At 63.0% G+C, this 26,551-nt stretch carries 24 protein-coding genes; 5 read left to right on the top strand and 19 right to left on the bottom strand.

Annotated features, from left to right (window positions below):
• Positions 1–33: 33 nt before the first annotated feature.
• From M1D51_RS20680 to M1D51_RS20670, 3 genes are read right to left on the bottom strand one after another with little or no spacing between them, the layout of a single operon-like run.
• Positions 34–1,056: an NAD-dependent epimerase/dehydratase family protein gene (locus M1D51_RS20680; RefSeq protein WP_458107859.1), complete on the bottom strand. Its 1,023-nt coding sequence runs from the start codon at positions 1,054–1,056 to the stop codon at positions 34–36.
• Positions 1,053–2,024, bottom strand: a complete 972-nt coding sequence (locus tag M1D51_RS20675) for an aldo/keto reductase (RefSeq protein ID WP_458107858.1) — start codon at positions 2,022–2,024, stop codon at positions 1,053–1,055. The genes M1D51_RS20680 and M1D51_RS20675 overlap by 4 nt, the downstream gene beginning before the upstream one ends.
• A 14-nt stretch (positions 2,025–2,038) precedes the next feature.
• Positions 2,039–2,860, bottom strand: a complete 822-nt coding sequence (locus M1D51_RS20670) for an aldo/keto reductase (RefSeq protein ID WP_172324624.1) — start codon at positions 2,858–2,860, stop codon at positions 2,039–2,041.
• Positions 2,861–3,045: 185 nt separating this feature from the next.
• Here M1D51_RS20670 and M1D51_RS20665 point away from each other — a divergent pair, with 185 nt between their 5' ends.
• The gene (locus tag M1D51_RS20665) at positions 3,046–3,933 is read left to right on the top strand and encodes a helix-turn-helix transcriptional regulator (protein WP_458107857.1); all 888 of its coding nucleotides are present in this window, start codon (positions 3,046–3,048) and stop codon (positions 3,931–3,933) included.
• A gap of 53 nt (positions 3,934–3,986) precedes the next feature.
• Here M1D51_RS20665 and M1D51_RS20660 read toward each other — a convergent pair whose 3' ends face one another.
• The gene (locus M1D51_RS20660) at positions 3,987–4,196 is read right to left on the bottom strand and encodes a dodecin (RefSeq protein ID WP_026541717.1); all 210 of its coding nucleotides are present in this window, start codon (positions 4,194–4,196) and stop codon (positions 3,987–3,989) included.
• A 109-nt stretch (positions 4,197–4,305) separates the two neighbouring features.
• Positions 4,306–5,112, bottom strand: a complete 807-nt coding sequence (locus tag M1D51_RS20655) for an SDR family oxidoreductase (RefSeq protein WP_458107856.1) — start codon at positions 5,110–5,112, stop codon at positions 4,306–4,308.
• Positions 5,113–5,274: 162 nt separating this feature from the next.
• On the opposite strand from M1D51_RS20655, the gene M1D51_RS20650 reads away from it, so the two are divergent.
• A complete protein-coding gene (locus M1D51_RS20650; RefSeq protein ID WP_054808808.1) occupies positions 5,275–5,706 on the top strand; it encodes a universal stress protein in 432 nt (143 codons plus the stop codon).
• A gap of 91 nt (positions 5,707–5,797) precedes the next feature.
• On the opposite strand, the gene M1D51_RS20645 is transcribed toward M1D51_RS20650, so the two are convergent.
• From M1D51_RS20645 to M1D51_RS20615, 7 genes are all read right to left on the bottom strand, one after another.
• Complete coding sequence (locus M1D51_RS20645; protein ID WP_458107855.1) at positions 5,798–6,376, bottom strand: hypothetical protein; 579 nt, start codon at positions 6,374–6,376, stop codon at positions 5,798–5,800.
• Between the two features lie 33 nt (positions 6,377–6,409).
• The gene (locus M1D51_RS20640) at positions 6,410–7,552 is read right to left on the bottom strand and encodes a zinc-dependent alcohol dehydrogenase (RefSeq protein WP_458107854.1); all 1,143 of its coding nucleotides are present in this window, start codon (positions 7,550–7,552) and stop codon (positions 6,410–6,412) included.
• Between the two features lie 81 nt (positions 7,553–7,633).
• Positions 7,634–9,112, bottom strand: coding sequence for a pectate lyase family protein (locus M1D51_RS20635; protein WP_458107853.1), 1,479 nt, complete (start codon positions 9,110–9,112; stop codon positions 7,634–7,636).
• A gap of 1 nt (position 9,113) precedes the next feature.
• A complete protein-coding gene (locus M1D51_RS20630) occupies positions 9,114–11,096 on the bottom strand; it encodes a pectinesterase family protein (protein ID WP_458107852.1) in 1,983 nt (660 codons plus the stop codon).
• Between the two features lie 75 nt (positions 11,097–11,171).
• Complete coding sequence (locus tag M1D51_RS20625) at positions 11,172–12,068, bottom strand: carbohydrate ABC transporter permease (protein ID WP_458107851.1); 897 nt, start codon at positions 12,066–12,068, stop codon at positions 11,172–11,174.
• A 9-nt stretch (positions 12,069–12,077) separates the two neighbouring features.
• Positions 12,078–13,028 carry a carbohydrate ABC transporter permease gene (locus tag M1D51_RS20620; RefSeq protein WP_458107850.1) on the bottom strand — a complete coding sequence of 317 codons (951 nt, stop codon included), beginning with the start codon at positions 13,026–13,028 and terminating at the stop codon, positions 12,078–12,080.
• Positions 13,029–13,061: 33 nt separating this feature from the next.
• A complete protein-coding gene (locus M1D51_RS20615) occupies positions 13,062–14,372 on the bottom strand; it encodes an ABC transporter substrate-binding protein (protein ID WP_458107849.1) in 1,311 nt (436 codons plus the stop codon).
• Between the two features lie 311 nt (positions 14,373–14,683).
• On the opposite strand from M1D51_RS20615, the gene M1D51_RS20610 reads away from it, so the two are divergent.
• The 3 genes from M1D51_RS20610 to M1D51_RS20600 are packed head-to-tail and all read left to right on the top strand — an operon-like array spanning position 14,684 to position 18,164.
• On the top strand, positions 14,684–15,550 hold the full coding sequence (locus M1D51_RS20610) for a DUF6807 family protein (protein ID WP_458107848.1): 867 nt from the start codon (positions 14,684–14,686) through the stop codon (positions 15,548–15,550).
• 5 nt (positions 15,551–15,555) lie between these two features.
• Positions 15,556–17,136 carry a family 43 glycosylhydrolase gene (locus M1D51_RS20605; protein WP_458107847.1) on the top strand — a complete coding sequence of 527 codons (1,581 nt, stop codon included), beginning with the start codon at positions 15,556–15,558 and terminating at the stop codon, positions 17,134–17,136.
• Positions 17,133–18,164, top strand: coding sequence for a LacI family DNA-binding transcriptional regulator (locus tag M1D51_RS20600; RefSeq protein ID WP_458107846.1), 1,032 nt, complete (start codon positions 17,133–17,135; stop codon positions 18,162–18,164). Before M1D51_RS20605 ends, M1D51_RS20600 begins: the two co-directional genes overlap by 4 nt.
• Here the strand turns inward: M1D51_RS20600 and M1D51_RS20595 are convergent.
• The 7 genes from M1D51_RS20595 to M1D51_RS20565 form a co-directional block, all read right to left on the bottom strand.
• A complete protein-coding gene (locus M1D51_RS20595) occupies positions 18,161–19,837 on the bottom strand; it encodes a thiamine pyrophosphate-binding protein (RefSeq protein WP_458107845.1) in 1,677 nt (558 codons plus the stop codon). The two genes, M1D51_RS20600 and M1D51_RS20595, sit on opposite strands and share 4 nt — an antisense overlap.
• Positions 19,834–20,625: a cyclase family protein gene (locus tag M1D51_RS20590; protein WP_458107844.1), complete on the bottom strand. Its 792-nt coding sequence runs from the start codon at positions 20,623–20,625 to the stop codon at positions 19,834–19,836. The genes M1D51_RS20595 and M1D51_RS20590 overlap by 4 nt, the downstream gene beginning before the upstream one ends.
• A gap of 7 nt (positions 20,626–20,632) precedes the next feature.
• Positions 20,633–22,285: a phytoene desaturase family protein gene (locus M1D51_RS20585; RefSeq protein ID WP_458107843.1), complete on the bottom strand. Its 1,653-nt coding sequence runs from the start codon at positions 22,283–22,285 to the stop codon at positions 20,633–20,635.
• Between the two features lie 23 nt (positions 22,286–22,308).
• Positions 22,309–24,039 carry a flavin reductase gene (locus M1D51_RS20580; RefSeq protein ID WP_458107842.1) on the bottom strand — a complete coding sequence of 577 codons (1,731 nt, stop codon included), beginning with the start codon at positions 24,037–24,039 and terminating at the stop codon, positions 22,309–22,311.
• A gap of 27 nt (positions 24,040–24,066) precedes the next feature.
• Positions 24,067–25,308: a styrene monooxygenase/indole monooxygenase family protein gene (locus M1D51_RS20575; RefSeq protein ID WP_458107841.1), complete on the bottom strand. Its 1,242-nt coding sequence runs from the start codon at positions 25,306–25,308 to the stop codon at positions 24,067–24,069.
• A 51-nt stretch (positions 25,309–25,359) separates the two neighbouring features.
• On the bottom strand, positions 25,360–26,148 hold the full coding sequence (locus M1D51_RS20570; RefSeq protein ID WP_458107840.1) for an SDR family oxidoreductase: 789 nt from the start codon (positions 26,146–26,148) through the stop codon (positions 25,360–25,362).
• 124 nt (positions 26,149–26,272) lie between these two features.
• Positions 26,273–26,422 carry a hypothetical protein gene (locus M1D51_RS20565; protein WP_172323400.1) on the bottom strand — a complete coding sequence of 50 codons (150 nt, stop codon included), beginning with the start codon at positions 26,420–26,422 and terminating at the stop codon, positions 26,273–26,275.
• Positions 26,423–26,551: the final 129 nt, after the last annotated feature.

Raw genomic sequence — 26,551 nt, 5'->3', positions numbered from 1 at the left:
TTTCTACGCTGGACGGTTGCTGCTTGGCAACAGCTACCGCCGCGACCAGTCATAAAGGCGATCGCTGAGCTCCATGAAATCCTCCTTCACCACCTGTTGTTCAGGATGGGTGTCATACCAGTCCACGATCTCCCGGGCACCGTCCGCAAAGGGAATCGTGGCCGTGTACTCGGGAACCAGTGCCTTGATCTTGGCGTTGTCGAACACCACGGAGTGGGAGCGGTCGCCCAGCAGGTTGGGGCCAAGCTCCGGGCTGTGGGCTGCGATGGTTTCCGACGAAACATGGAACAGTTCCGGTTCTTCCACCCCGGCCGCGCGCCCAAACAAGCGGTAGACCTGGTTCCAGGGCAGGAACTCATCAGAGGTAATCGTGTAGCTCTCACCGATGGCCTGGGGCCTGCCCAGCAGTCCGACGAAGGCCTTGGCAAAATCCCTGCTGTGGGTCAGCGTCCAAAGGGACGTCCCATCGCCGTGCACCAGGATGGGCATCCCCGCACGCATCCGGTGAATGTCAGTCCACCCGCCCACCATCGCGATCTTGGTCCGATCATAAGTGTGGGAAGGCCGCACCACGGTCAGCGGAAAGTCCTGCTCACGGTAAGCCTCGAACAGCAACTCCTCGCAGGCGATCTTGTCCCGCGAATACTGCCAGAACGGGTTCTTCAGCGGCGTCGATTCCCGGATGGGCAGCGTGGTGGGCGGCTTCTGGTATGCCGAAGCGGAACTGATGAAGACGTACTGTCCGGTCCGCCCGCGGAACAATTCCAAGCCGGCCCGCGCTTGATCCGGGGTGAAGGAGATGAAGTCCGCAACGGCGTCGAACTCCCTTCCTTGCAGTACCTCGCGCACGGCGGCTGCATCCCGGACGTCCGCGTGGAGGACTTCCGCGCCCTCCGGAACCGGCCTGCCGGCTGACCTTCCCCTGTTGAGGATGGTCAGCCGGTGGCCCAGTGCGACGGCGCGTTCAGCCGCCGCCGCACTGATGACCCCGGTCCCGCCGATGAACAGGATGTTCCGCGGCGAGACGGTGTCCGCTTGAGGTAAGAGGCTGCTCACCAGGCGTAGTCCTCAGGGGCAGTCCGGTGACCCGGGAAGATGTCATCGAGGCGCTTGAGTGCATCCTCGTTCAAGGTGACGTCCAGGGCGCGGATGGCCGCGTCGAGCTGTTCCTGGGTTCGAGGCCCAACAATCGGCGCCGTCACCGCAGGCTGGTGAAGCAACCAAGCCAGCGCTACATCTCCCGGTGCGTGGCCCAATTCATCCGCGAAATCCTCGTACTGGCGGATCTGCTCCTCATGCTTCTTGAGGGTCTCCAGTGCGCGGCCTTCAGTGCGGCGAACACCCTGCTCTTCCTTCTTCAGCACGCCACCCAACAACCCGCCCTGCAGCGGCGACCACGGGATCAAGCCCAAGCCGTACTGCTGCGCCGCCGGAATGACTTCAAGTTCAAGTTCACGGCGGAACAGATTGTAGATGGACTGCTCGCTCACCAATCCGGTGTAGTTCCTCCGCCGGGCAGCTTCCTGCGCCTGGGCGATGTGCCAACCGGCAAAGTTGCTGCTGCCCGAGTACAGGATCTTTCCCTGCTGGACGGCCACTTCGATGGCCTGCCAGATCTCGTCCCACGGCGTCTCGCGGTCGATGTGGTGGAACTGGTAAATATCGATGTAGTCCGTCTGCAACCGCTTCAGGCTCGCATCGAGTGCACGGCGGATATTCAGTGCCGACAACTTGGACTCGTTGGGGCGGTCCGTCATGGTGCCGTACAACTTGGTGGCAAGGACGGTGCGCTCACGGCGCTCGCCGCCCTTCGCGAACCAGCGGCCGATGATCTCCTCGGTCCAGCCGCGGTGCCCGGCCCCGCCGTACACGTTGGCGGTATCAAAGAAGTTGATGCCGGAATCCAACGCGGAATCCATGATCGAGTGGGCTGTTGCTTCGTCCGTCTGCGGACCGAAATTCATGGTGCCCAGGCAAAGACGCGAAACTTTCAGGCCGGAACGGCCAAGGTGGGTGTACTGCATTTTCGTCCTTAGTTTTAGAGCTGCGTGAAAGCTGCGACGGCGGGATCGGAACCAATGCGGGCGCCCGCCTCGAGCGCCGTGATGGCGGCCAGTTCGGATTCGGTGAGGGTCAGATCGGCTGCTCCGAAGTTCTCGCGCATCCTCTTGGAGTCCGCGGACTTGGGGATCACGATGGTGCCTTGGGCCAGGTGCCACGCCAGGATTACCTGTGCAGGAGTAGTGCCGTGCGCGGCAGCTACCAAGGCCACTTGCTCGGCATTCAGGTCTTTGCCTTGGCCCAGCGGGCTGTACGCCTCCACGGCGATGCTCAGGTCGCGGCACTTGTTGGCCAGCTCGCCCTGCTGGTAGGTGGGGTGGACTTCGATCTGGTTCACAGCGGGAACTACGTCGGCCTCACGGAGAAGCGTGTCCAAGTGGTCGGACAGGAAGTTGGAGACGCCGATCGACCGGATCTGCTTGTCCTGGTAGAGCTTCTCCATCTCCTTCCACGCCTGTGTGTAAAGACCCTGCGACGGAACCGGCCAATGGATCAGGTACAGGTCAATGACTTCCAGGCCCAAGGCATCGCGGCTGCGCTGGAAGGCGTCGTAGGCCTCGCCCTGCTCGCCATTGCGAAGCTTGGTGGTGATGAAGAGGTCCTCGCGGGGAATGCCCGAGGCTGCGATGGCAGCGCCGACCCCTGCCTCATTGCGGTAAGCGGCAGCGGTGTCGATGTGGCGGTAGCCGGCTTCAAAAGCGTCTTCCACTACCTTCTGCGTTTCCTCAGCAGGTACCTGGAAGACACCGAATCCGAGCTGGGGGATGGTGACGCCGTTGTTCAATGTCAGCTCTGGCATGACGGTCTCCTTCGACGGGATGATGATGGGGTGACACTCCAGAAAGCGTTTTCGGAGGCTCTGTACCGAGCCTATTCACTTTTACCTGCAGAGTCAGCAACACAGCCTGATCCTGTTTTTCCTAGGTCTGATAGTCCTACCCACAATGGTGGTCTTTCACACGCTCCGAACGGCAGAATGGACGGATGGGTCAAAGCGCCGAGTTCGGTAAATTCCTCAAAGTCATGCGTGCCCGCCTCTCACCCGAGGACGCAGGAGCGCAGGAGTCCAGCGGTGCCCGCAGGGTACCCGGGCTTCGCCGCGAAGAAGTTGCCCGGCTCTCCGGCGTGAGCACCGACTACTACACGCGCCTGGAGCAGGGCCGCAACATCCACCCCTCCAAAGCGGTCCTCGAGTCCGTGGCCCGGGCGCTTCGCCTTGATGCAGGGGAACAGGCGCACATGATGGACCTGCTGGAGCACTGCGCGGGTTCGGCAGGCAATCCGGGGCCGGTCCAGAAAGTCCGGCCCGCCCTACGGCAGTTGCTGGACGCCGTCGGCGATGTTCCGGCCATGGTGCTGGGCAGGCGGGCGGACGTCCTGGCCGGAAACCGGATGGCCCACCTGCTCTTCACCGACTTCACGTCCCTGCCTGCTGCGGAGCGGAACCTGACCCGCTGGATCATCCTGGATCCCATGGCAGGGCAGCTGTTCAGGGATTGGAAGACCGTGGCCGCAGAGGCTGTCGGGGCACTGCGCATGGACGTGGGCAGGCACCCCAATGATCCGCAAACCAATCAACTGGTGGGCGAACTCGCCGTGCACAGCGAGCATTTCCGGCAATGGTGGGCCGGGCACCGGGTGACGTCCAGGTCCGCAGGAACCGTTCGCCTGCACCACCCCGTGGTGGGAGACCTTGAACTGAACTTTGAAACGCTCAGTCTCCCGGACGACCCCGACCAGATGCTGAGGATCTATTCCGCGAAGGCCGGCTCGCCGTCGTCGGACGCTTTGACGTTGTTGAACTTTGGCGAGGCGGCCGCCGCAGCTATTCCCGAAGCAGAACCCCAACCCGCCCGCCCAGACGGCAATTGACGCCCATGTTTGTGGAAAACATGGGCGTCAACTGCCAACTCGCGGGAGGGTGATCAGCGCTCCAGGCGGAAACCGAGCTTGATGGTGACCTGCCAGTCGGCCACTGCGCCGTCCTCGAGGTGGCCTCGGATCTCCTTGACCTCGAACCAGTCCAGGTTCCGCAGGGTCTCGGATGCGGTGGCAATCCCGTTCTTAATGGCGTCGTCAACGCCTTCGGTGGATGTTCCTACAATTTCGGAAACGCTATATGTGTGGCCAGCCATGGTGCTCCTCATCAACGTCTTACGAATCTCTGGAAAATCAGGCCCGCCTGGGCAGGCCGTCCATGCAGACTAGCCCACGGATCACCGCGCGGCCAGAGCCTGCAGTGGCTTAGCTTTCGCGCCAATCATTGCTGGTGATGTGCGAACCTGCCTGCGGTCCCATCTGCAACATTCCGCCGTCCACCGGCCATGAGGCGCCATTGACATAGCTCGAATCCGGTGACGCCAGGAAAGCGATCACGGCGGCGATTTCCCGGGCATCACCGGGCCGGCCCACAGGCACGCCGGGCCGTTCCTTGCCCTTGGGGTCCTCGTCTTCCTGGCCGGTCATGGGAGTGGCGATCTCGCCCGGCGCCACATTGTTGGCAGTGATGCCGTGCTCAGCCAGTTCCAGGGCCATGGTCTTGATCAGGCCGCCCAAACCGTGCTTGGAAGCGTCATAGGCGGAGGCTCCAACCCTTGGCTGGAACTCATGGACGCTGGTCACGGCGATGATGCGGCCGCCCCGGCCGGCTTTCACCATGCGTTTGGCCGCCGTTTGCATGGCGACGAAAGCCCCGTTGAGGTTGGTGTCCAGGGTGGACATCCAGGTGTCGTAGTCCAGCTCAAGGAATTTGGTGCCATCGCCGGTGCCGGAATTGTTGACGAAGACGTCCACTCCGCCAAGTTCTTCAGCCAGCTTGTCGATGGCCGCGGCCGTTCCCTGGACATCAGTGGTGTCCAGTTGGTGGACGACGGCTTTCCGGCCCAGGCCGCGGACCTCCTCCGCGGTTTCCTCTGCACCCTGCTGGTCCGAGTGCCAGGTGATGCCAACATCCATGCCGGCTTTGGCCAACGCCACCGCCGTGGCCTTTCCGATGCCTGAATCCGATCCCGTGACGATGGCGGTCTGCGGGGAAAAAGGTGCGTCGCTCATTGTCGTGCCTTTCGGTCGTGTGATCGTTCCGATAGTTGTATCCCTACCCAGTGACACCGGCCGTAAACACTCCCGGCGCAAAAGGGTCATCCCGGCGGAAGGTGATCGAGTGTAGATTTCTTTGCAGCAGCACCCAGTGAATCCCCACAACCAGGAGTACTCATGTCAGAAGTTATTGTGGTCGGCGTTGACAGCAGCGAGACCGCCAAGCGCGCAGCAGTGGCAGCAGCGAAGCTCGCCACCGCACTCGGCGCCGAACTGCACGTGATCAGCGGCTTCTCCGATGACCGGATCGAAGAATTCGGCAGCGGCAGCGATCGCATCACCGTATCCTCGGCAGACTCCGCGGAGTACGTGGCCCGCAAGGTCTCCGAAGAGCTGGACGTTCCCGCCGGTAACATCAAGTACTTCGCGGCCCGCGGTACACCGGCCAACGCCCTCATCAACTACGCCGAGACCAACAACGCCTCGCTGATCGTGGTGGGTAACAAGCGCATGAAGGGCTTGGGCCGCGTCCTGGGCAGCATCGCCAACAGCGTGGCCCACGGTGCTCCGTGCGATGTCTACATCGTGAACACCGACGTCGACGCATAGCCAACCCATGTAGGTAGCAGCAGGTGCCGTTTTGAGCGCTCAGAACGGCATCTGCTGTTACTCAGTTGGGTTCCGGGCGGCGTAGCTGGGCTTAGCGGCGGGTCTTACGGGTGGCCTTCGTGATGCCCTTGAGGGCCAGGACCACACCGGTGCCCACCAGCAGCCACGGTCCGGCAACGATGATCGGGTCCATCCACTGGTGCTTGGTATCCGCCCGCTTCCTTCCCCACCGTGAAGCCATGCCCCGGTTCTTGAACTCGCTCAGCACGCCGGTTTCGGTGGTCGGGTTGTCCGGGTGCAGCGTGCCGAAGGACCGCAGGTGGCTTTCCCAGGCATCAACCCGGTCACCCGCGATCAGGAGCAGCCAGTGCGCGGCCCGCCCCTCGCTGTACTTATAGGCGTATTTCCGGATGGCACCTGAAACGCCCTTTGGCGGCGTGGATGTTCCAAAAACAGGCGTCAGGAATTTGTGCTCAACAGAGCGTTCCCGGGGCCACTTTTCTTCTTGGCGCTCCGGGAAGTCCCAGTGCGCACCGGTGGGAATCCCGCGCTGCTCGCGTGGGAAAGACGGCCGGTCCTTGGGGTCCAGATCGACGCCCCACCCCGGGATTTTGGCCCGCAGTTCTTCAGGCGTCGGCCGCGGGATCGGCCTTTCTGCTGTGTACGGCATGATGTTCCTCCTTGCTATGCCTGATCCGAACGCCTAGACGGTAGTCACGATCGGCTTGATGCAGTCATCCAGCTTGGCCGAGAAGATGTGGTATCCCTCGGCGATGTGTTCCAGCGGAATGCGATGCGTAATGATGTCGCTGGGCTTGAGGTAGCCATTCTGAATGTGCTCGAACAGCCGTGGCCACTGCCTTTTCACGGGACATTGGTTCATCCGCAGCGTCAGCCCCTTGTTCATGGCATCACCGAACTTCACGGCACTGAACATCGGGCCGTAAGCGCCCACCACGGACACGGTTCCGCCTTTGCGGACGGAATCGATGGCCCAGTTCAAGGCAACAGGCGAACCGCCCTGCAGCTTGAGTTTGGACGACGTGATGTGTTGGGTCAGGTTGCCGTCCGCTTCAGCTCCGACGGCGTCAATCACCACGTCTGCGCCGAGGTGGTCCGTGGCCTTCTTCATCTCCACCACGATGTCGTCGTATTCGTTGAAGTTGTACGTTTCCGCATGGGCGAACGTCCGGGCCTTCTCCAAGCGATACTCCAGGTGGTCGATCACTATCACCCGTCCCGCACCCATCAGCCACGAGGACTTCGCGGCATAGAGCCCCACGGGCCCTGCTCCAAAAACCACCACAGTGTCGCCTTGTTCGATGTCGCCCAACTGGGCCCCGAAGTAGCCGGTGGGGAGGGCGTCGGTGAGCATCACCGCGTCTTCCTGATCCATCCACTCGGGTATTTTGGTGGGCCCGACGTCGGCGAACGGCACTCGCACGAACTCCGCCTGGCCGCCGTCGTAACCGCCGGTGGTGTGGGAGTACCCGTAAATGCCGCCCACCGCCGTCGCGTTCGGGTTGACGTTGTGGCAGTTGGAATAGAGTCCGCGGGCGCAGAAGTAGCAGGACCCGCAGTAGATATTGAAGGGCACCATAACACGGTCCCCGACGCTCAGGTTTTCAACCGATGAGCCGACCTCGTGGACCTCTCCCACGAATTCATGCCCAAAGGTCATTCCCACCCGGGTATCGGGCATCATGCCGTGATACAGGTGCAGGTCCGAGCCGCAGATCGCGGCTCCCGTCACCCGGACTATGGCGTCATTTGGATGCTCAATCCGGGGGATATCTTTCTCTTCGACCCGAACTTTATAAGGGCCGCGGTACACCATTGCTCGCATTTTTTACCGCCTCCAACAGCTGCCTGTCGATATACGGTAAAAACACTAAGGGTACTTATTAACGAAGTCCACCCTTGACATTTACCCTGCCGTACCGTTCAGCACCGTTACGTTGGAGCGCGTCACGTCCCTTCCGGTGGACAGCAGCACAGGGCCGGACTGCGGAGTATCGGAAGTGACGGTGAAGTCCCGCAGCGTAGAACCGGCCGCCGCCACCTGGAGGGTGACACCTTCGCTGTTGGTCAGGATCACGTCCGAGGCATTCCCTGTTGCTCCGGCCAGGGTGATGTTGCGTCGATCGCCCCAGATGAACGAGGGCTCGTGATAGATGCCGGGCTGCATGAGCACAGTGACAGGGCCGGAGTTGTTCGCAGGAATGGCACCGATCGCCGCGCGAATGCTGGCAAAATCGCCGGTGCCGTCCAGCGCCACGGTCAACACTTCCCGGAGCGCAGGCGTGGTCTCGCCCAACGGCCCGCCGAAAGCACGCACCAGCGCGGGGAGAGCCTTCGGAGGCGTCAGGTCGTAGGGATAAGGGGGCTTGAAGGCCTCGCCCCGTCCCTCTCCCGTGTTCCCCGTGCACTCCTCAAAGACGTTGTTGCGTGCCACCAGTTCGCCGCCGGGTCCCTGGTGGTGCAGGGGATTCCGGACGTCCCGGAAGTAATTTCCCTCCACCACCAGCAGGGCTGCGTTCCGCCCCAACATCCCATAGCTGGAGATGTTCTCCAGGTAATTGTTGAAGACGTGGGATGCCGCAGTGTTGTCCAGGCTGGCGTTGCGCTGGTGGGTGTTCCGGATCCAGTTGTGATGCAGCGTCAGCCGGGTGACCACGTTCTGGGTCCAGCCCTCGCCAAGGGCCTTGTTGTGGTCCGAGAACACGTTCCAGGACAGCGTGACGTTATCGCAGTCCTTGCGGATATCCACCAGGCCGTCGCCCAACCGAGTGAAGTGCATATGGTCCACCCAAACGTGGGTGCTGGTGTCCATCTGGATCCCGTCCCTGTCATTGTCAGGGCGCTTCCCCACAAAATCGCCGGGAATGTAGGAATCCCGGACAGTGAAGTTGCGGAACACGACGTTGGCGACGTTCACCAGCTTGAACCCGGCATTGACCACCGCCGCTCCTTCGCCTGCGCCGAGGAAGGATTTGTTGGACGTCACCGTTAGTTTTTCGTACTGCGGGAAGAGAAGCTCTCCGTGCAGGATCACCACCAACGATTCGGTGCTCTTGGCGAAGGCGCGGAGCTGCTCAGGCGTGTGGGCGTGGACCAACCTGCCGCCTGCCCCGCCCGTGGTGCCGGCACGGCCGTGGAATGCGACGCCGGCGAACCCGGTGGGCGTCACGGTCCACGCGCCGCCTTGCCCGCCGTTGATGGGCCCGCGGTCGATGGGCAGTCCGGCTTCCCTGAACCCGTTGGAGCCCGAGCCCGGCTGAACATCTTCAGCCGCGGCAGCCCGCGTAGCCGCTCCTAACAGGCCTGTGGAGGCCAAGGTGCCGGCGGCGAGTCCGGCGGAAAGAAGGGTCCGACGCCGGATGGCCGGGTTGTGTGGGTACGCCATCTCAAGCACCTGCCGCCGGAGTCCAGTCACCGAGGAAGGTTTCCTTGGTGAATTTCAGTGCTTCCTGGGTGGTGAGCTGGGGGTGGAACTCGTTGATGTACGCCCCGGGACCTGTGTTGTTGTACTCGGCGAAGCGACCTTCCGTCCAAGCATGGCCGCTCATGTCCGACCAACCCTGCACCGCGATGTGGCTGCCCAGCTGTGAGTCACGGATGACGGCCATGGGGTGGGCGTTGGGATCGCTGCTGGCAAACCAGGGCCTGCCCAGGCTGACGGTCCCCGGGGCGGCATCGGAGGTGAGGGTGCTGTTGACGATCAGGAAGCCGTAGGGGTTGGAATTCTTGGTGCTGGGGGCCACGATGTAGCCGTTGTTGGTGTCGCTGCCACGGTCCAGGGAATGGATGGTGCAACCGTCAAAAACAGCGGTGCCGCGGCCGTAGAGGAAGTCCACGTCGCCTTCGATGTAGCAGTTTTTCAGATACGTCCGGGCGGTCGCGTCACGGCCGGTGGTGTCGGCAAGGTATGTGTCCTGGTTTCCCAGGAACCTGGTGTTGTCGAAAACCACGCGGTCGGCCACGGTCCTGACGGCGAGGGCCTGGCTGCCGCCGTTGACGGCTTCGTCATAGGCGTTCTCCACAGTGAGGTTGCGGACGGTGGTGCCTTCCGCCAGGACGTTGAGCGTGGCACTTCCCGCCGCGCCCCACGTGCCGCCGAAGAACTTGGCGCCGTTGGCCGGGGTGTCGTAGGAAATCACGACGTCGGACGGGTTGCCGGTTGCTCCCTGGAGGGTCACGTCGGGCCGGTCAGCCCAGATGTTTACCGACTCCCTGTAGAAGCCCGGCTTGATGGTGATGGTCCGGGGCTGGGTGTTACCTGCCGGGATTGAGCCGATGGCCGCCTGGACGCTGGCGAAGTCGCCGGTGCCATCCAGCGCGACGGTGACTTCCGTCGTCGTGCCTGGTGCCTTGTTTTCGCGCGGTCCGGCGCTGGAGGTGACCACTCCCGGAACGTTGGCGGCGCTGTCCTTGGTATAGGCGTAGGACTGCGTGGGGTCGAAGGCGGTGCCGACGTTGTCCTTGCGGCCACGCGTGGCATCAAAAATGTTGTCCCTGTTGACGATCTCCGTGGCGGGGTCCTTTGCCACTACGGGATCCGCGACGGCGGTGAAGTAGTTGCCCTCCAAGACCACCTTGGCGGCGTTGCGGCCCATCATTCCGTACTGCCCGATGTCCTGCAGGTAGTTGTTGTAAACGTGGGCTGCCGCAGTGTTGTCCAAGCTGAAGTTCCGTTGGACCGTGTTGCGGATCCAGTTGTGGTGGATGGTCATTTTAGTGACCGCGTTGCTGGTCCAGCCCACACCGAGCGCCTTGTTGTTGTCCGCGAACACGTTCCAGGAGTAGGTGAGGTAATCGGAGTCCTTGCGGGTATCGATCATGCCATCACCCATGCGCTCGAACTTCATATGATCCACCCAAACGTGGTGCGAGGTATCGAGCTGGATGCCGTCGCGGTCGTTGTCCGGGCGCTTACCGTCCCAGTCACCCGGAATGTAGGAATCACGGACCGTGAAGTTCCGGAAGATCACGTTGGAGACGTTGATGAGTTTGAAGCCGGCGTTCACCAGTTCCACGCCCGCACCGATGCCAATAAGGCTCTTATTGGAGGCGACGGGGATCTTGACGTAGTCCTGTGCGGTGATGCTGCCCTTGAGGAAGATCACCAAGGGCTCCTCCGAAGCGGCGAATGCTTTCAGCTCTTCCAATGAAGAAGCGCTGACGTGCCGCCCGGCCTGGCCGCCGGTGGTTCCGTCCAGGCCGTTGCCGGGCAAGGACGCAAAGCCGTCGGGCCGCTGCTTCCAGAGGGCGGCCGATTCGGCCGGGGCGTCGGCGGTGCCCGGTTGGGATTCTGCCCGGGCGGGCGCAGCGGTAAGGCTTCCAAGAATGACGACGGCGGTGACCGCGCCGAGCAGGCGTCGCAGGCGCATGCAAAACTCCTTTGTCTTGTCAGTGTTGGTCTTGTCAGTGCTCTTGTGAGTGGTGGTGGCTCTGTAATGGAGGGACTACTTCAGCCCCGTGGTGGCAATGCCGTTGATCAGGTACTTCTGCCCCGCAATGAAGAACCCGATGATCGGCGCAATGGACACCACCGACATCGCGAACATAGGGCCCCACATGCTCTGGCCTTCGGAATCCATAAAGGCGCGCAGGGCCAGGGGGGCGGTGTACAGGTCCTGGTTCTGGATGTAGAGCAGCGGCCCGAAGAACTCGTTCCAGGTGGAAATGAAGGTGAAGATCGCCGTGGTGGCCATTGCCGGGATGCACAGCGGCAGGATCACCCGGATGAACGTCCGGAAAGGGCCGCAGCCGTCAATCTGGGCGGCGTCGTCCAGTTCCTTGGGCAACGACTTCATGAACTGCACCATCAGGAAGATGAAGAAGGCGTTGGTAGCCATGAAGTTGGGGACAATCAGCGGCAGGTAAGTGTCCAGCCACCCCAACTGCGAGAAGATGATGTACTGCGGAACCAACAGGACGTGGCCCGGCAGCATCAGGGTTCCCAGCATGAGGGCAAAGAACAGCTTCCGGCCCGTGAACTCCATCCGCGCGAAAGCGTACGCTGCCAGCGCGCAGGAGAAGATGTTTCCGATGATGGAGAAGACCACTATTACCATCGAGTTGATCAGGTACACATGGAACGGCTGGTCCAGGGCGGTCCAACCTTGTGCGTAGTTGGAGAAATCCCAGTTCTCCGGCCACAGTCCCAGCTGCCGGAAAATATCGTTGCTGGGCTTCAGTGAACTGGAAATCAGCCACAGCAAGGGATAGAGCATTACCAGCCCTACCAGGCAGAGGATCAGGTGCCGCGAAAAGCGGGAAGCCGGCGTGCCTGTCAGGGCATCTTCGGGCTGTTCCTGCTTGGCCAGCTTGCGCTTGAGGGGTAGATCAAGGAGTGCCATGAGGTTGCCTTAATTGTCGTAGAAGACCCAGAACTTGGATGCGATGAAATTGATGGCGGTGAAAATCGCGATGATCATCAACAGCAGCCAGGCCATGGCCGAGGCATACCCCATCTCGAACTCGGTGAAGCCCTTCTGGTACAGGTACAGGTTGTAGAACAGCGTTGAATCAGCCGGACCACCCGTACCGCCGCTCATCACGTAGCCCTGGGTGAACGTCTGGAACGAGCCGATCAGCTGCATGATGAGGTTGAAGAAGATGATGGGGCTGATCAGCGGCAGGGTAATGCTCCGGAACTGCCGCCATTTGGAGGCCCCGTCAATGGATGCCGCCTCGTAGTACATGCCCGGCACTTGCCGCAGGCCGGCGAGGAAAATCACCATGGGCGAGCCGAAGGTCCACACATTCAGCACAATCAGGGTGCTCAGCGAGAACTGCGGGTCAGTCACCCATGCGGGTCCTTGGATTCCGAACAGGCCGAGGAACCCGTTGACGATCCCGTCATTGCCGAAGATGTAGCGCCACAGCATCACGATTGCCACGCTCCCGCCCAGCAAGGAAGGCAGGTAGTACACGGAGCGGTAGATCGAAAGACCCTGAAGCCCCCGGTTCAACACCAGTGCCACCAGCAAGGCAACAGCCAGGGAAATCGGGACGGACACGAACGTGTAAATGAAGGTGACCTTCAGCGATTGAAGGAGCCGGGGGTCCTCGAACATCGCCTGGAAGTTGGCGAGCCCCACAAAATTCGGCTCGGTGAAGAGGTTGTAGTCCGTGAAGGCCAGGTACAACGAGGCGAAGAACGGGATGACGGTGAACAACATCCCGAGGAACCAAGGGAGCAGGAACAGGTACCCTGAGCGCTGCTTCTTCCGCCGCGACGGGCGGATCCGGGGCTTGCCGTCCAGCGCCGAAGCCGGGGCAGGGGCGCCGGGAGGTTGTTTGGTCAGAACCGACATGGTGCCACCGTCCTCTCAGGAGCGGGACCTGAGTTACTTGTTGATGGCTGCATTGCTCTTCTCCATGAAGGTCTTCGCGGCATCGGCGGGACTCATGCGGCCGAACTCCACTTCAGTGGTCAACTGCTTCAGGGTGTCTGCCACAACACTGGCGCCCTTGGGATATACGTAGGCGGCAGGAAGTTCGTCTTCCTGAATGGCGGCCATCATGTCCACGAAAGTCTTGTCATCCGCACTCAGCTTCGGGGTGATGGCGTCAGCCACCTCCGGGTTGATGGGCACACCGCGCTGGGTAAGGACCTCGGCGGCGCCCTCGGCATCATTGGTCAGGAAGTCCACCAATTTTGCAGCTTCCTTGGGGTGCTTGGACTTGGCAGCGATGGACCACAACATGGTGGGGTCCGCGGAGTAGCCCCGGCGCTCGCCGGTGGTCTCGCCCGGAATGCGCAGCAGGACCACTTCGCCTTCAACGGCCTCGTTGTATCCACGGAAGTTGTTGATGGGGATGATTTGCGAAGCTACGGTGCCCTTGGCCAGGTAGGACTGGGCGGGGGAACCACCGATTTGTTCGAAGAACCCGGCCGGTGGGTAGCCGCCGGCTTTACGGAGGTCCACGCTGTACTGGAACCAGTCCTCGATGGTCTTCTCGCTGACCCCAAGCTTGTTGTCCTTGGTGTAGAAGTCTTCACCGCGTTGACGGGCGAGGATGATGGGCCCGGTTTCGGTGGCGACGTCGTAGCCGGCTCCGTAAACTTTTCCACCGGTTTTTTGGGTAACCTCAGTGGCGAATTTGGCGTAGTCTTCCCAGCTCCAGGTCTTGTCATCCGGGATGGTCACCCCTGCCTGGTCCGTGATGGTTTTGTTGACCACCATGCCGATGGTGGTGACTCCGGTGGCCAGCCCGTAGAGCTTGCCGTCCACCTCGCCGCGGCTCAGCGTGGTTTCCGGGACCTTATCCAGGTTCAGCTCGGGGAATGATTTGAGATCGGCCAGCGTGCCGCGTTGGGCGTACTCCAGGAGGCTGCGGTTGGCCATGGCCAGGACATCCGGCGGATTGCCGCCCGCGAACCGTGTGGCGAGTTTGTCTGCGTAGGGACCGCTGTCCTGGTATTCGGTCTTGACGGTGATGCCCGGGTTCTTCTTTTCAAAGATCCGCAGGGCCGCCTCCGTCATCTTGGCGCGGTTCGCATCGCCCCAGAAGACGAAGTTCAACTCCACGTTTCCACCGCCGCCGGACTGCGCGGAGCCGCCTCCTCCGCAGCCGGTGAGGGCCAATCCTGCCGCAACCACCGCGGCCCCCAGAACCATCCTGCGGGGGATGGGAGTGCTTGCTGTCTTCTTCATTGAATGACGCCTTTCATTGGTCCGTGAGCGGACGGGCTGGTGGAATGTGAATGTACGAAACAGAAAGTTTCTGTGGCAATGGATCGTGAGCCGGGCCAAAAAGTGACTCATTGGGCTCGAGGAGGAGGTTGAAAGTAGTGAGTAAACGATTTCTAGCAAGGAATCGCTGTGACTGTCAACACAATTCTCAGACCTTGGGGAAATAATCCACAGAAACTTTCGTCAAATATTGCCGAACTCTTTCTGTCGTGTTTATGCTGATTCCCTCACCAGCCAACGCCGCACCAGTAACCACGTCCGAAGGGGGGCACATGGAAAGCTTCAACCTCCGTGGAGCACACGTGATGCAGGAGAACACCGGCCAGGGGTTGGCAAACCTCGTATCTCCGAGGCCCTACCTGCACCCGATCCGCACGGTGGCCGGGGCCGTGCTCACCGAGGCGGCACCAGAGGATCACCCTCATCACTTGGGTTTGTCGCTGGCGTTCTCCGACCTGAACGGAACCAATTTCTGGGGAGGGTCAACCTACACGCAGAATGGCCCGGCGGTCCTGCCCAACCACGGGCGCCAAGTCTCCTCGGGCTGGCAACACCGCGCCGGGTACGCCGAAGGGGACGTTGCCTGGATCAGCCACAACGGTCAGCAACTGGCCAGCGAACGCCGGAGCTACCTCTACCAAGAGCACCCGGCCGGGAACGCCTGGAGCTTTTCCTTTTCCTCAGTGATCCAGCCCGCCGGTGCCGTGGAGCAGCTGTCCGTCTCGTCGTCGGCCGTTAAGGGACGGGCAGGAGCAGGCTACGGCGGTATCTTTTGGCGTTTTCCCTCCAGTGAGGGGTCCGCGCAGGTGCGTTGTTCCGCCGGGGCGGGCGTCGAGGCAGCGCACGGCTCCCTGTCACCATGGCTCCTGGTGGGAATTCGGCACCTGGGCAAAGACGCCACCGTCATCCTTGCCCAGGATCCCGGGCATCTCCGTCCATGGTTTGTCAGGACCGAGGGCTATGTCGGGGCAGGGCCGGCAGTCGCATGGGACAAAGCAGTGTCTGCGGACCTGGACAATCCCCTCACGCTGAGCCTCCACGCGGTCATCCACGATGGCACAGTGGCCGACGGCCGGCACGCCCAGGAACTCCTTCAGCAGCACTTTCACTTCAGCAACTCACCCGACAGGACACCATGACAGCTATGGGAAATCGACACCGCGTGCCCGAGTACAGCAACCCCATCCTCAACGGTGACTGGCCGGACCCCGATGCCGTCCAGGTTGGGGGAACCTACTATCTGATCGCCTCCAGCTTCAACCGCGTGCCGGGCCTGCCGGTGCTGCGCTCCACGAATCTGGTGGATTGGGAGCACGCCGGGCATGCCCTCGCGGAGTTGCCGCAAACGAACCACTACTCCCTGGTGCGCCACGGAAGCGGCGTGTGGGCTCCCGCGCTCCGCCATCACGACGGCAAATTCTGGATCTTCTACCCCGATCCTGATCACGGCATCTTTGTCCTGAGCGCGGAAAACCCGGAAGGGCCGTGGAGCGCACCGCACCTCCTGTATGCCGGCCGGGGCCTGATAGATCCCTGCCCGCTGTGGGACGACGACGGACAGGCGTACCTCGTTCATGGATGGGCGAAAAGCCGCATAGGGGTGAAGAACCGCCTGACGGTCCACCGGATGAGTCCTGACGCCACCAGATTGCTGGATCACGGAACGCACGTCATCAACGGCGAGGACCTGCCCGGGTTCACCACCCTCGAGGGCCCGAAATTCTACAAGCGCGGCGACTGGTACTGGATCTTCGCACCCGCCGGCGGGGTGTCCACCGGATGGCAGTCGGTCTTCCGTTCGCACTCGCCTTTTGGGCCTTACGAGGAACGCCGGGTACTGGAGCAGGGTGACTCTCCGGTAAATGGCCCCCATCAGGGCGCTTGGGTCACCACTCCTGAAGGGCAGGATTGGTTCCTGCACTTCCAGGACCGCGGCGCCTACGGCCGCGTGGTCCACCTCCAACCCATGGGTTGGGACGCGGATGGATGGCCATGGATGGGAGCGCCAGCGGCCGACGGCGGTCCGGGGACGCCGGTTCTGGTCCATCCCTACCCGGCGGGTACTTCGCCGGATAACGTGGCACCTCCCACCAGCGACAACTTCACCTCGCCCGGCCTGGGGCCGCAATGGCACTGGCAGGCCAATCCCCGCAAAGAATGGCTGTCCACCTGTGGAGGAGGACACCTGGTCCTGCGCCCACAGGCCAACGATCCCATCAACCTCAGGGAACTTCCCAACGTTCTGGGCCAGATCCTTCCCGGGGTACCGTCCACCTTCACCACCACGCTGGAATTGGACGATGTCCCGGCCGGAACCCGGGCCGGCGTCGTGATTCTTGGCCAGCGGTACGCGTGGCTGGGGATCGTGCGGACCGGTGACGGGTATGTCCTGGGCAGCGGCACCGGTAGCGAAGGTCCGCAAGAACTTCCTGTGGGGCGTGCGGTGGACCTTCCCGGACCACGGATTGAGCTCCAGATCCGCACGGATGAGACCCCACGGGCCACCTTTGCTTGGCGGGTGGGTCCCGCTGATCCGTGGCAGATTCCCCTGTGGGATTTTGACGTAGTGGAGGGGCGGTGGATCGGGGCTGAGCTGGGTATTTTCACGGCTTCGCCCCTGGGTTCCCGCGAAAGCGGCAGTGTTATCGTTGGACCCGTGCGGGTTGAAACTGCGCCGGTCCGCCGGTCAACGGCTCCGCGCATGGCCGCTTCAGTTTCCCCATGAGTTCAAGGACCGCCCCGTTGACCGCCACTCCACGCCCCAGGATTGCAGACGTGGCTGCGGCTGCGGGTGTCTCCGTTCCCACCGTGTCGAAGGTGCTGAACGGCCGTTCGCACGTTTCCGAAGCTACCCGCGCTCGTGTCCAGCAGGCCTTGGAGGAGCTGGATTACACCAAGCGAAGCACCGTCACGGAGCCCGGACTGCTGCAACTGGTGGTCAACAATTTCGATTCACCGTGGGTCCTGGAGACCATGGAAGGCGTGGAAGCTGCCGCTGCGCGCATGGGCTATACCGTGGCCTACACGCGGGCAGTAAACGCTACCGCTGAGGCTTGGCAGAAGCTTCGGGAGCCCTCCGGCAACCGCCTTGACGGGGTGATGCTGCTGGCTCCGCGCCAAGGTTCAGCCTTGGTGGACCAAACCCGGGCAATGAACATTCCGGCTGTCGCCATCGATCCCGAAGGGTCCGAGGGACTGCGAATTCCCAGCGTCAGCCCGGCGTCGTTCTCCGGAGCGTTGGGTGCTGTGTCCCACCTGTTGAGCCTGGGCCATCAACGCATTGGAATCATCACGGGCCGCGTGCACAGCCCCGGCCATGGCCGGGCGCGTTACGCCGCCTACGCCGCCGCGTTGCACGAAGCCGGGCTCCCGGTGCTTCCCGAGTTCGTGCGCGACGGCGACTTCAGCATCGAGTCCGGCCTTCGCCTGGGCGGGGAACTCCTTGACCTTCCCGAGCGGCCTACCGCGATCTTCACGGGCAGCGATTTGCAGGCGCTCGGCGTCATGAACGCCGCCACGCAGCGGTCCTTGAAAATCCCTGCCGACCTCAGCGTGGTGGGTTTCGATGACATTGCCCAGGCCGCGCTGACCTCACCGCCCCTGACCACGGTTCGGCAACCCCTGGCGCAACTGGCATCGATGGCCGTGGGCATGCTCACGGAACAGATCGAGCAGCCGGGTCTCGATTCCCCGGCAGCCCTTGAGGTGGCGACGGAGCTGGTAATTCGCGCCAGCACCGCCCCACCTAACTAGTGGCCTTGGAACGCTTCAGCCAGCCACCACGAGCCGCCGTCCGAGGCGATCTTCGCGTCGATCACCAGAGGCCGGTCCTGGGTTCCGGCTTGGTAGGCCGCGATCCACGGACGCACAGCTTCCAGGTCCGCCACGGTCCGTACCGTCACACCTTCAGCCCCGAATCCGCGCGCAATTGCGGCGATGTCCGTCTCCGGGAACACCACGCTGGCGAGCTCTGCCTCGGTGTGTTCCGAAGCGAAGTGATGCACCTCGGCGCCGTAAGCTGCGTCGTTGTAGACGATGCACACCAGGGGCAGTTTGAGCCGCGCGGCGGTTTCGAGTTCGCTGATGCCCATGAGGAAGCCACCGTCGCCGGCGCCCAGCACGGGTAGCCGGTGCGGTTGGGCCAAGGCGGCCCCGATGGCCGTGTACAAGCCCAAGCCAATAGCTTGGAACGCCTGCGTGAAGCAGAACCCGAACTCATCCGGCACCGCGAGGTATTGGCTGGGGTAGCCCATGAAGTTGCCCGAATCCACGGCCACAATCCTCTCGGCGGGCAGCAGCGAATCAAGCTCTCGGGTGAGAACGCGGGGGTCGATGGACGTCGCCGTGGACAGGTCTTCGGTGTCCACGTCCCGCCACCTGGAGCCTTGCTTGATGGCGAGGGCGTTGGCTTCGGTGCGGTACTTTTCAACCGGCTCGGTCTGCCCGGAGCGCAGGGCCTCCAAGGCATCGGCGGCGGTCAGTGCCGAGTCGCCCAGCACTCCGAGGGTGATGGGCCGGTTGGCGCCGAGTGCGGAATCTTCGACGTCGATCTGCACTACTTTGGTGCCGGCGGAGATGAGTCGCCCATTCCGCATGGTCCACATGTTCAGCGCGCAGCCCCAGCCCACAATCAGGTCCGCACCGCTGATGAGCTCCGCCGTCAGCGGTGAGGAGAAACCGCCCGAAATCCCGAGGTTGTGGGTGTCGCCGTTGAACAGTCCGCTCGCCACGGCGGAGGTCGCCACCAGCGCACCGGCGTGCCGGGCCAACTCCAGGATCTCTTCCCTTGCGCCCCTGCCACCACGTCCGGCGACGAACACGGGCCGTTCCGCCGCGGCGATCAGCGCCACCAGGTGCTGCACCCCGGCAGCGTCCGGGCGGACCTTCAACGGCTCAGGCACGACGACGGCATCCACCTCGTCCGCCGAACTGGCACCTTGGATATCCAACGGCAGGCTCAACACCACGGTGCGGCGCTCGTTCACCGCCGTCCGGTAGGCCCTGACAGTGTCCGCAACAGCGCTTGCGGGGGAGTGGATGCGCTCGGCCACGGCTCCTACGCTGCGGGCCAAGGCGTCCTGGTCGATCTTGAAGTTGGACCTGATAGCGGCGGCCTGGGTATCGGCGGTCAGCACGATCATGGGCGTGCGGCTTTTGGCTGCCTCCCCGATTCCCGTGATGGCATTGCTCAGCCCGCAGCCCTGATGGGTGGAGACCACACCCACTTTGCCGGACATCCGGGAGTAAGCATCGGCCATGGTCGCCGCGCCGCCCTCGTGCCGGGCCGCGGTGAACGGAATGCCTTCGGCCATGAGGGTGCCGGTGACATCGAAGTTGCCGGAGCCCACCACCCCGAAAACGTGCCCGACGTCGAGCTTCGCCAGCGTCCTGCCCACCAGCGTGGAGACGCGTACTTGCTCGCTCATGCCTTTTCCACCGCATCTTTTTCAACCAGTGCGTACACGCGGCTGGGGCTTCCCGTGCCGCCCACGATCGGCAGCGGCGCTACCACCAGGGTGGCGCCGGTGATAGGGAGCCGGTCCACGTTTCGCAGCGAGGTCACGCCGTACTTGTCCGCGCCCAGGAGGAACGAGTGCACGGGGAACATCGGATCCAAGGAGCCCGCCTGGCCGGCGTCGATGCCCACGGTCTCCACACCGAAACCGCTGATCGAGGCGTTGCCCGCAAGCCATTTGGCACCCGCGGCGGAGACCCCGGGAGTGTGGGGTCCGGCGTCGTCCGCGTTGACGAAAGCCGCAGCGTCAGCGCCGCGGGCCGCCCAACCGGTCCGGAAAATGATCCAGCAGTTCTCCGGGAAAGCGCCGTGTTCTTCCTGCCACTGCTCAAAATGTTCCGGTTCCAGCAGGAAATCCGGGTCCGCGGCAACCTCGTCGGTCTTGTCGATCACGGCTACCGGCCCCATCAGGCGGTGCGGTTCGATCTGGTCTACTGACTTGCCGTCCTTGCCGGTGATCCAGTGCACCGGCGCGTCCAGGTGCGTCCCGGCGTGTTCGCCCACGGTGACGTCGTTCCACGCCCAGGCCGGTCCGGCGTCGTCGAAATTACTGACCGGCGAAACCGACAGACCCACCGTGTTCGCGAACGGCTGCGGCAGGTTCAGGATGGGGGTTTCAGAACTCAGGGGCGTGGTGAGATCGATGATTTCCACCGAACCACTCGAAAGGGCTGCAGTGAGCCCGGCCAGAACAGACATTGTTCTCCTATCGCTTGCTTGGTTTAAGTGCTGTTTGAAGACGGGAAAGTGGTGAAGGCGGTGCGGTCAGTTTTTGCGCCACCAGGTGTCCGGAACCGCCGGAAAGGCCGGGCCCGGGATGCGTCGATGCGCCGATGTGCCAAAGACCGTCGACGGCGGTGCGGTGGCCTGCCGCCGCGGGGAACGGCCGCCACAGCAGGTTTTGGAAAAGCTCTGCGGAACCTCCGTAGGGGTCGCCGTTCACAGCGTTGGGATTCGTGGCGGCCAGGTCAGTGGGAGCAATGACATCTGAAGCAAGAACCGTAGCCCGGGTACCCGGCGCGAACTGCTCCAAGCGGTCAAGGACCCGGGCCAGGTAGCTCTGTTTCAACCCCTCAGTCCAGCCCTCCGCAACGGAGAGTTGCCCGGCCGCATCGCCTACCGGCGCGAACGGGACTTCCTGCAGTTGCAGCCACAGTGTGGCTTTGCCTTCAGGAGCCCGGGACGGATCCAGGACACACTGCTGTCCCACCACCACAGTTGGTTCGCTGGGAAGCAGGCCGGCTTCGGCCTGGGCGCACGCAATTCCCGTGCTGTCAGAGCCGTTGCTGATGTGCACCAGTGGAACCTCGTTGAGCCGTGGATCGAGCCACTCCACAGGCTTGTCCAGGGCCAGATGAATCTGCATGGCGCCGCGGCCGTTCTGGTAGCGGGCTGCTGCGTCGGCAGTGCCGGCCGGCGGCTGGCGAAGGAGCCGGGTGTAGAGGGCTTGGGGTGAAACGTTTGCGAGCACCGTGCCGGCGGAAACCAGTCCTTGCGACGTCCGGACGCCGGTGACGGAGCCACCCTTCGTGGAGCCGCCGCCGGAGTCCACCAGGATCTCCTCGGCCTCAGCTCCCAGCATGATCCGGACGCCGTTGTCGCGCAGCAGTGACTCAAACGCGGCCACGAACCTGGACGCCCCACCCTTCACGATCGGGAGCCCAAAGCTGTGCATGCTCATGGCCATCACCGGCAACATGACACCGCCGGTTGCCTGGTCCGGGCCCAGCCCTGCGTGCAGGAGCCAAGGCGACCAGAGTTGGTCCGCTTCCCACCCGTCAAAGCGGCTGCGGGTGTAGTTCCTGCCGCTCATCACCGAGTCCCTGATGAAAGCCTCCGTGCCGGTGAAACGCCCCCGGCGTACAGCACCAAAGGCAATCTTCGCGACTTCCCCGAAGGATCTCAGTTCCGCGCCGAACGCCCCGAACACCGTGCCGGCATTCCGTCCAAGATCGTCCAGCATTGCCCCATAGGCAGCCTGGTCGCCAGGGGAGGTTAACGCAGCAGCCGTCTCACCCGGATCCCGCTGGGCAATCACCACGCGGTGAGCACCCGTGACCGGATCCGCGGCAACGCTCGCGGTCACAGCTCCGGTGGTGTTGCAGTACTCCAAGCCCCGCGCGTGCAGTTCCTTTCCCAATGCCACGTAGGCGCCGCCGGAAACGAACAGTGGGTGCCAGGAAGAGAAGGAATCGTGGATGAAGCCCGGAAGAGTCCGCTCATCGGAATGGATGAAGCCACCCAGCCGTTCCGAGCGTTCGATGATGCACACTCGTTTCCCGGCCATAGCCAGCTCGGCAGCCGCAACCAGGGAATTGATGCCCGAGCCTATGATCGCTACGTCAACTGAATCGTCCATGTCCGCACCTTTCAAGAGGGTGGCTAGAAGTCCGGGTGGCTGGCTGTGGCGTGGTACTTGCCGGCATGGAACACCAGGGGAGCGCCGCCGTCGTAGTCGTATTTCTCCACTTCACCCACATAGATGACGTGGTCGCCGGCGTCGTACCGTGAGACCGTACGGCACTGGAAGGTGGCCACCGCACCGTCCAGCAGCGGAACGCCGGCGATGCCCTCGGCGGTCCCGGCTCCGGCAAATTTGTCGGTAGCCGGAGTTGCGAACTGGCGGGACAGGACGTGCTGGTCGCTGGCCAGGATGTTGATGGCAAAGTGGGTGGCGTTTTCAAAGTCACCCAGGCTGGGTGAGCGTTTGCCGGGGCACCACAGCACCAACGGCGGTTCCATGGAGACTGACGTGAACGAGTTCGCGGTCATGCCCACCTTCCGGCCGTCGGTAGCAACAGTGGTCACCACGGTAACGCCTGTGGCGAACTGGCCCAAGGCACCCCTGAAATCACGGACGTCGAAAACTGAGGTGTCCTCTTCTTTGCGAGCCTGCATGAAGTCGGCGGCGGCTGTGGGATCGAACCACCAGGGGTACGACGTCCGGGGATCATCGAATCCTGCCGCGATGCCAGCTGCCAAAGCCGGGTGTTCCGCAGCTTCGCTGAGCAGCGTTTTCTGGTGGTCACGGCGCGGCTTGAGGAGGTCATTGGTCCACTCCACGGCCCACTGGCCCCATCCACGCCAGAACTCATCGAACGTCCGCTCCATCCAGTGTCGGTCGAAAGGCTCGCCGCCCCGGCGAACAATCGCGTCCAGGTAGTATTTCGCGGCCAGGGTGGCGTTATTGGAGCCCTGCCCGGTGAGGGGATCGTTCAGGACAACGGCGTCGCCGAGCCCGAACACCAGTTTCCCGTTCCCAAGTTCCCCGACGGCGGACCTCACCGTGGGCGTGATGCGCCCCAAGAGGGTGGCGCCGTCGTCGGTCAGTTCGGCAGTGGCGAAGTTTTCTGCCTCGTGCGGGAAGTGCTCACGCAGGATTTCCAGAGACCGTTCCAGTTGCTCTTGCGGTGTCCCGACGGCGGTCCAGCGGTCCATGGGGCCGCCCACCACGCCTTCGAACACCATCATGCGGCACGGTCCGGTGACGGTCAGGCCGGGAAAGGTAAAGAACTCGCCGGCGCCGGGGGCCATGGACATGCGGATAGCGTCACCGTCGCCGGCGGCAGCACCGTCGTCGGGCGTGACGTAGTTGAGCGCAAGGACCCGTTGCGGCCGGTCGAAGGGTGATTTCGCCTTGTCCCGCGGGAAAATCCGGCCGATCTCACCCTTGCCGGTGCTGACAATCACCAGCTCGTAGTCATGGGTGAGTTCTTCGAGCATGCGGGGGGTGACCTGCTCAATGCGGAAGTCACCGCCAGCGGCTACGAACGTCTCGATCCAGAGGGCGCTCTTGATCCGTTGATCGATGGAGCGGGCGGGGCCGTCCAAAGGGGCTTCCCATTCGATGGGCTCGTCCCCATCCACCCGCAGCCGGATGGCGGTGATGCCCGGGACGGAGCCGGACTCATAGAACCCGGTAAGTGCTGTTCCCATCTGGGCTTCGGCATCCAGGGCTGTGGAGAACATGCACTGGCTGGACATGACTTTGCCGGTGCGGATCTGGGCCGCCGAACGGTCGGACAGGAGAGTCACGGAGTAGCCGTCCCGCTGCAGGCCCAGGGCCAGTTGCGCGCCGGATTCCCCGGCCCCCACGATTGCTATTTTTCGCATGGTTGAGTCCTTTTTAGCAGGGGCGTGCTAGGAAACCTTGGCAGCCGAGAGGCCGGCCAGGTAGTCAGCAGCTTTGTCCGGGTACATGAACCACTCCTGGAATTCCGGCGGGTGGTTGAAGCCGTTGGCAAAGCGGTGGGCGATGTCCGGCTCACTGTTCGCGGCGCCCAGGAGTTCAAGGACGTGGGGTGGCGGCGGGGCCAGGAGGGCATTTGTCCAGTGTGCAACGTGCTGGGCGTAATCCCAATAGCGCTCGAACGTGGCCTGCATGAAACCTGCATCGAATGGCCCGCTTCCGTGCTGGAGGATGCTGTCCAGGTAAGACGCCGCGCACTTGCTCGCGTTGTTGGAGCCCTGACCGGTGATGGGATCGTTCAACACCACGACGTCGGCCAGGCCCAGTACCTGCCGTCCGCTGGGCAGCGTAGCAATGGGGTGGCGGACGGTAGGGGCAAAGCGGCCCTGCAAAACGCCGTTGGGGTCGGTCAGTTCCACGTCCGTGGCCCGCTCGGCCTCCCAAGGCAGGAAGGTGTTGAGGATGTCCTTGGAATTCTGCAGGTGTTCCTCGGGGGAGAGGCCCTTCCAGGTGTCCATGGGTCCGCCTGGGACCCCTTCGAAGACCATGATTTCGCAAGGGCCGGTGGTGGTCAGTGCCGGGAAGACGAAGTACTCGCCCACGCCGGGGATGAGGTTGAACGAGACCGCCGAGTACTCATCGCGGGGTTTCAGGCCCTTGACGTAGGTCAATGCCAGGGCCCGTTGTGGGGCGTCGTAAGTGCTGCGTTCGGCGTCGCGGGTGAAGAGCTGCGCAATTTCGCCCTTGCCGGCCGCCACAATCACCAGATCCGAGTTCTGCGTGTACTTCTCCAGCTCAGCCACGCCGGCATCCTCGAAGACCAGTTCCCCGCCACGCGCCGTGAACTCCTCCATGAATTTGGGGAACTTCACGCGCTGGTCGATGGATTTGGCGTGGTGGTCCAGGCGGGAAGCCCAGCTGATGGCCTTTTCGCCCGGCAACTCCGGGTGGGGGATGGTGAACGAAATGCCGTCAACGGTGGGTGCGTCGGGCCAGAAATCCAATCCCAAGGCCCGCTCGTGCTCCAGGGCGTTGTGGAAAATACATTGGCTGGAGGCTACTTTGCCGTCATGGATTTGCTCAGGTGTGCGGTTGGAGATGGTGGTGACCTGGAAGCCGGCGTCGAGGAGGCCGATTCCGAGCTGAAGCCCTGACTGGCCGGCTCCGACGATGGTGATGTGGCGTTGCGTCATGGTGTTGCCCTTTTCTCTTGGTCTGTTTGCGGGTGGAGGTGGGGCCGCTCGCTAGTTGGCGGCAAGCAGGGGGATGGTTTCTTCGGCGCGTTCCGGTCCCAAAGCGGAGTAACCGCCGTCGACGGCCCAATCCGCGCCGGTCACGAAACTGGCTTGGTCGCCGGCGAGGAACGCGACGACGTCGCCCACCTCGTGCGGGCGGCCAACGCGCTTGAGTACATGGAACGGGGCTGCCACGGCGTCCGTCTTTTCGAGGTTCCCGTTGCTGAGGGAATCCATGATGTTGCTCCACACCCAACCGGGGCTGACCGAGTTGACCCGGATGCCGTCCGGTGCGAAGTCCACGGCCATGCTGCGGGTGACCTGGACCAAGGCTGCTTTGCTGGCCGGGTAGAGCCAGCGCCCGGTCTGGGCCACCGAGCTGGAAATGGAGGTGAAGTTGATGATGGCACCGTGTCCGGATGCCTTGAGGTAGGGGCGGGCTGCGTTGCTTGCCACTACCGCGCTGACAAGGTTGACGTTGAGTGCTTCGAGCCAGTCTGCCCGGCCTGATGCTCCGCCGTCGTCCTTGTAGGTGCAGGCCAGGTTCACCAGGATGTCCAGGCTGCCGTGCCGGGCCGCGGTCCCGCTGACCAGCCGGTCCACGGCCGCATCATCCGTGATATCTGTGTGGGAGTAGTGGACTCCTTCGCCCAACCCGGCGGCGAGGGAGGCGCCGTCGGGGTCTATATCCGCAACCACCACCACAGCTCCAGCGTCCCGCAAGGCGGTGACCACGCCCTGGCCCACCTTGGTGGCCCCACCGGTAACTATCGCTGTCCTGCCCTTGAGTGCTGACATGTGCCAAACCCTTTCCTGCGACGATGATGTTACGGAAATATGACGTGCGTCATAGTTGTCCTGCAAGTGACTCTAGGCAGCCGCGGTCTTTCGGAATATCCATTTGGTGCGGGGATTATCCGAATTACGCAGGGTCCTCCTCTTCTTCGTGCCAGCCGACCCAGGCCGCGGAAGTGAGGCGGGTTTCCCTGGCCCGAAGCTCCGCCGCCCAGAGTTCGAAGTGACCCTGATCCCATTCGTCCCGCCGGTCATGCACCAGCTTGATGTTCTTCACTTGTCCTCACCTCGCTCCCGCAACTGTCGCAGTTCTGTGAGCTGCGTCATACTGGTCCTGAAGGCGACTCTAGAGAGTGGCTGGACTCCGGAATATCCGCTCGACGCGGGGATCATCCGAAAAACGAAA

The sequence above is a fragment of the Arthrobacter sp. R3-55 genome (genome assembly GCF_054161505.1).
The sequence above is the reverse complement of the archived record's forward strand: the minus strand, read 5'-3'. Positions and strand labels throughout refer to the sequence as shown.

Coding starts and splice junctions, on each gene's coding strand:
- M1D51_RS20660 (WP_026541717.1), bottom strand. CDS start 4,196: ATGGCTGGCCACACATATAGCGTTTCCGAAATTGTAGGAACATCCACC.
- M1D51_RS20645 (WP_458107855.1), bottom strand. CDS start 6,376: ATGCCGTACACAGCAGAAAGGCCGATCCCGCGGCCGACGCCTGAAGAA.
- M1D51_RS20635 (WP_458107853.1), bottom strand. CDS start 9,112: ATGGCGTACCCACACAACCCGGCCATCCGGCGTCGGACCCTTCTTTCC.
- M1D51_RS20620 (WP_458107850.1), bottom strand. CDS start 13,028: ATGTCGGTTCTGACCAAACAACCTCCCGGCGCCCCTGCCCCGGCTTCG.
- M1D51_RS20675 (WP_458107858.1), bottom strand. CDS start 2,024: ATGCAGTACACCCACCTTGGCCGTTCCGGCCTGAAAGTTTCGCGTCTT.
- M1D51_RS20605 (WP_458107847.1), top strand. CDS start 15,556: ATGGGAAATCGACACCGCGTGCCCGAGTACAGCAACCCCATCCTCAAC.
- M1D51_RS20665 (WP_458107857.1), top strand. CDS start 3,046: ATGGGTCAAAGCGCCGAGTTCGGTAAATTCCTCAAAGTCATGCGTGCC.
- M1D51_RS20650 (WP_054808808.1), top strand. CDS start 5,275: ATGTCAGAAGTTATTGTGGTCGGCGTTGACAGCAGCGAGACCGCCAAG.
- M1D51_RS20580 (WP_458107842.1), bottom strand. CDS start 24,039: ATGCGAAAAATAGCAATCGTGGGGGCCGGGGAATCCGGCGCGCAACTG.
- M1D51_RS20630 (WP_458107852.1), bottom strand. CDS start 11,096: ATGCGCCTGCGACGCCTGCTCGGCGCGGTCACCGCCGTCGTCATTCTT.
- M1D51_RS20590 (WP_458107844.1), bottom strand. CDS start 20,625: ATGTCTGTTCTGGCCGGGCTCACTGCAGCCCTTTCGAGTGGTTCGGTG.
- M1D51_RS20655 (WP_458107856.1), bottom strand. CDS start 5,112: ATGAGCGACGCACCTTTTTCCCCGCAGACCGCCATCGTCACGGGATCG.
- M1D51_RS20625 (WP_458107851.1), bottom strand. CDS start 12,068: ATGGCACTCCTTGATCTACCCCTCAAGCGCAAGCTGGCCAAGCAGGAA.
- M1D51_RS20575 (WP_458107841.1), bottom strand. CDS start 25,308: ATGACGCAACGCCACATCACCATCGTCGGAGCCGGCCAGTCAGGGCTT.
- M1D51_RS20670 (WP_172324624.1), bottom strand. CDS start 2,860: ATGCCAGAGCTGACATTGAACAACGGCGTCACCATCCCCCAGCTCGGA.
- M1D51_RS20595 (WP_458107845.1), bottom strand. CDS start 19,837: ATGAGCGAGCAAGTACGCGTCTCCACGCTGGTGGGCAGGACGCTGGCG.
- M1D51_RS20585 (WP_458107843.1), bottom strand. CDS start 22,285: ATGGACGATTCAGTTGACGTAGCGATCATAGGCTCGGGCATCAATTCC.
- M1D51_RS20640 (WP_458107854.1), bottom strand. CDS start 7,552: ATGCGAGCAATGGTGTACCGCGGCCCTTATAAAGTTCGGGTCGAAGAG.
- M1D51_RS20600 (WP_458107846.1), top strand. CDS start 17,133: ATGAGTTCAAGGACCGCCCCGTTGACCGCCACTCCACGCCCCAGGATT.
- M1D51_RS20615 (WP_458107849.1), bottom strand. CDS start 14,372: ATGAAGAAGACAGCAAGCACTCCCATCCCCCGCAGGATGGTTCTGGGG.
- M1D51_RS20570 (WP_458107840.1), bottom strand. CDS start 26,148: ATGTCAGCACTCAAGGGCAGGACAGCGATAGTTACCGGTGGGGCCACC.
- M1D51_RS20610 (WP_458107848.1), top strand. CDS start 14,684: ATGGAAAGCTTCAACCTCCGTGGAGCACACGTGATGCAGGAGAACACC.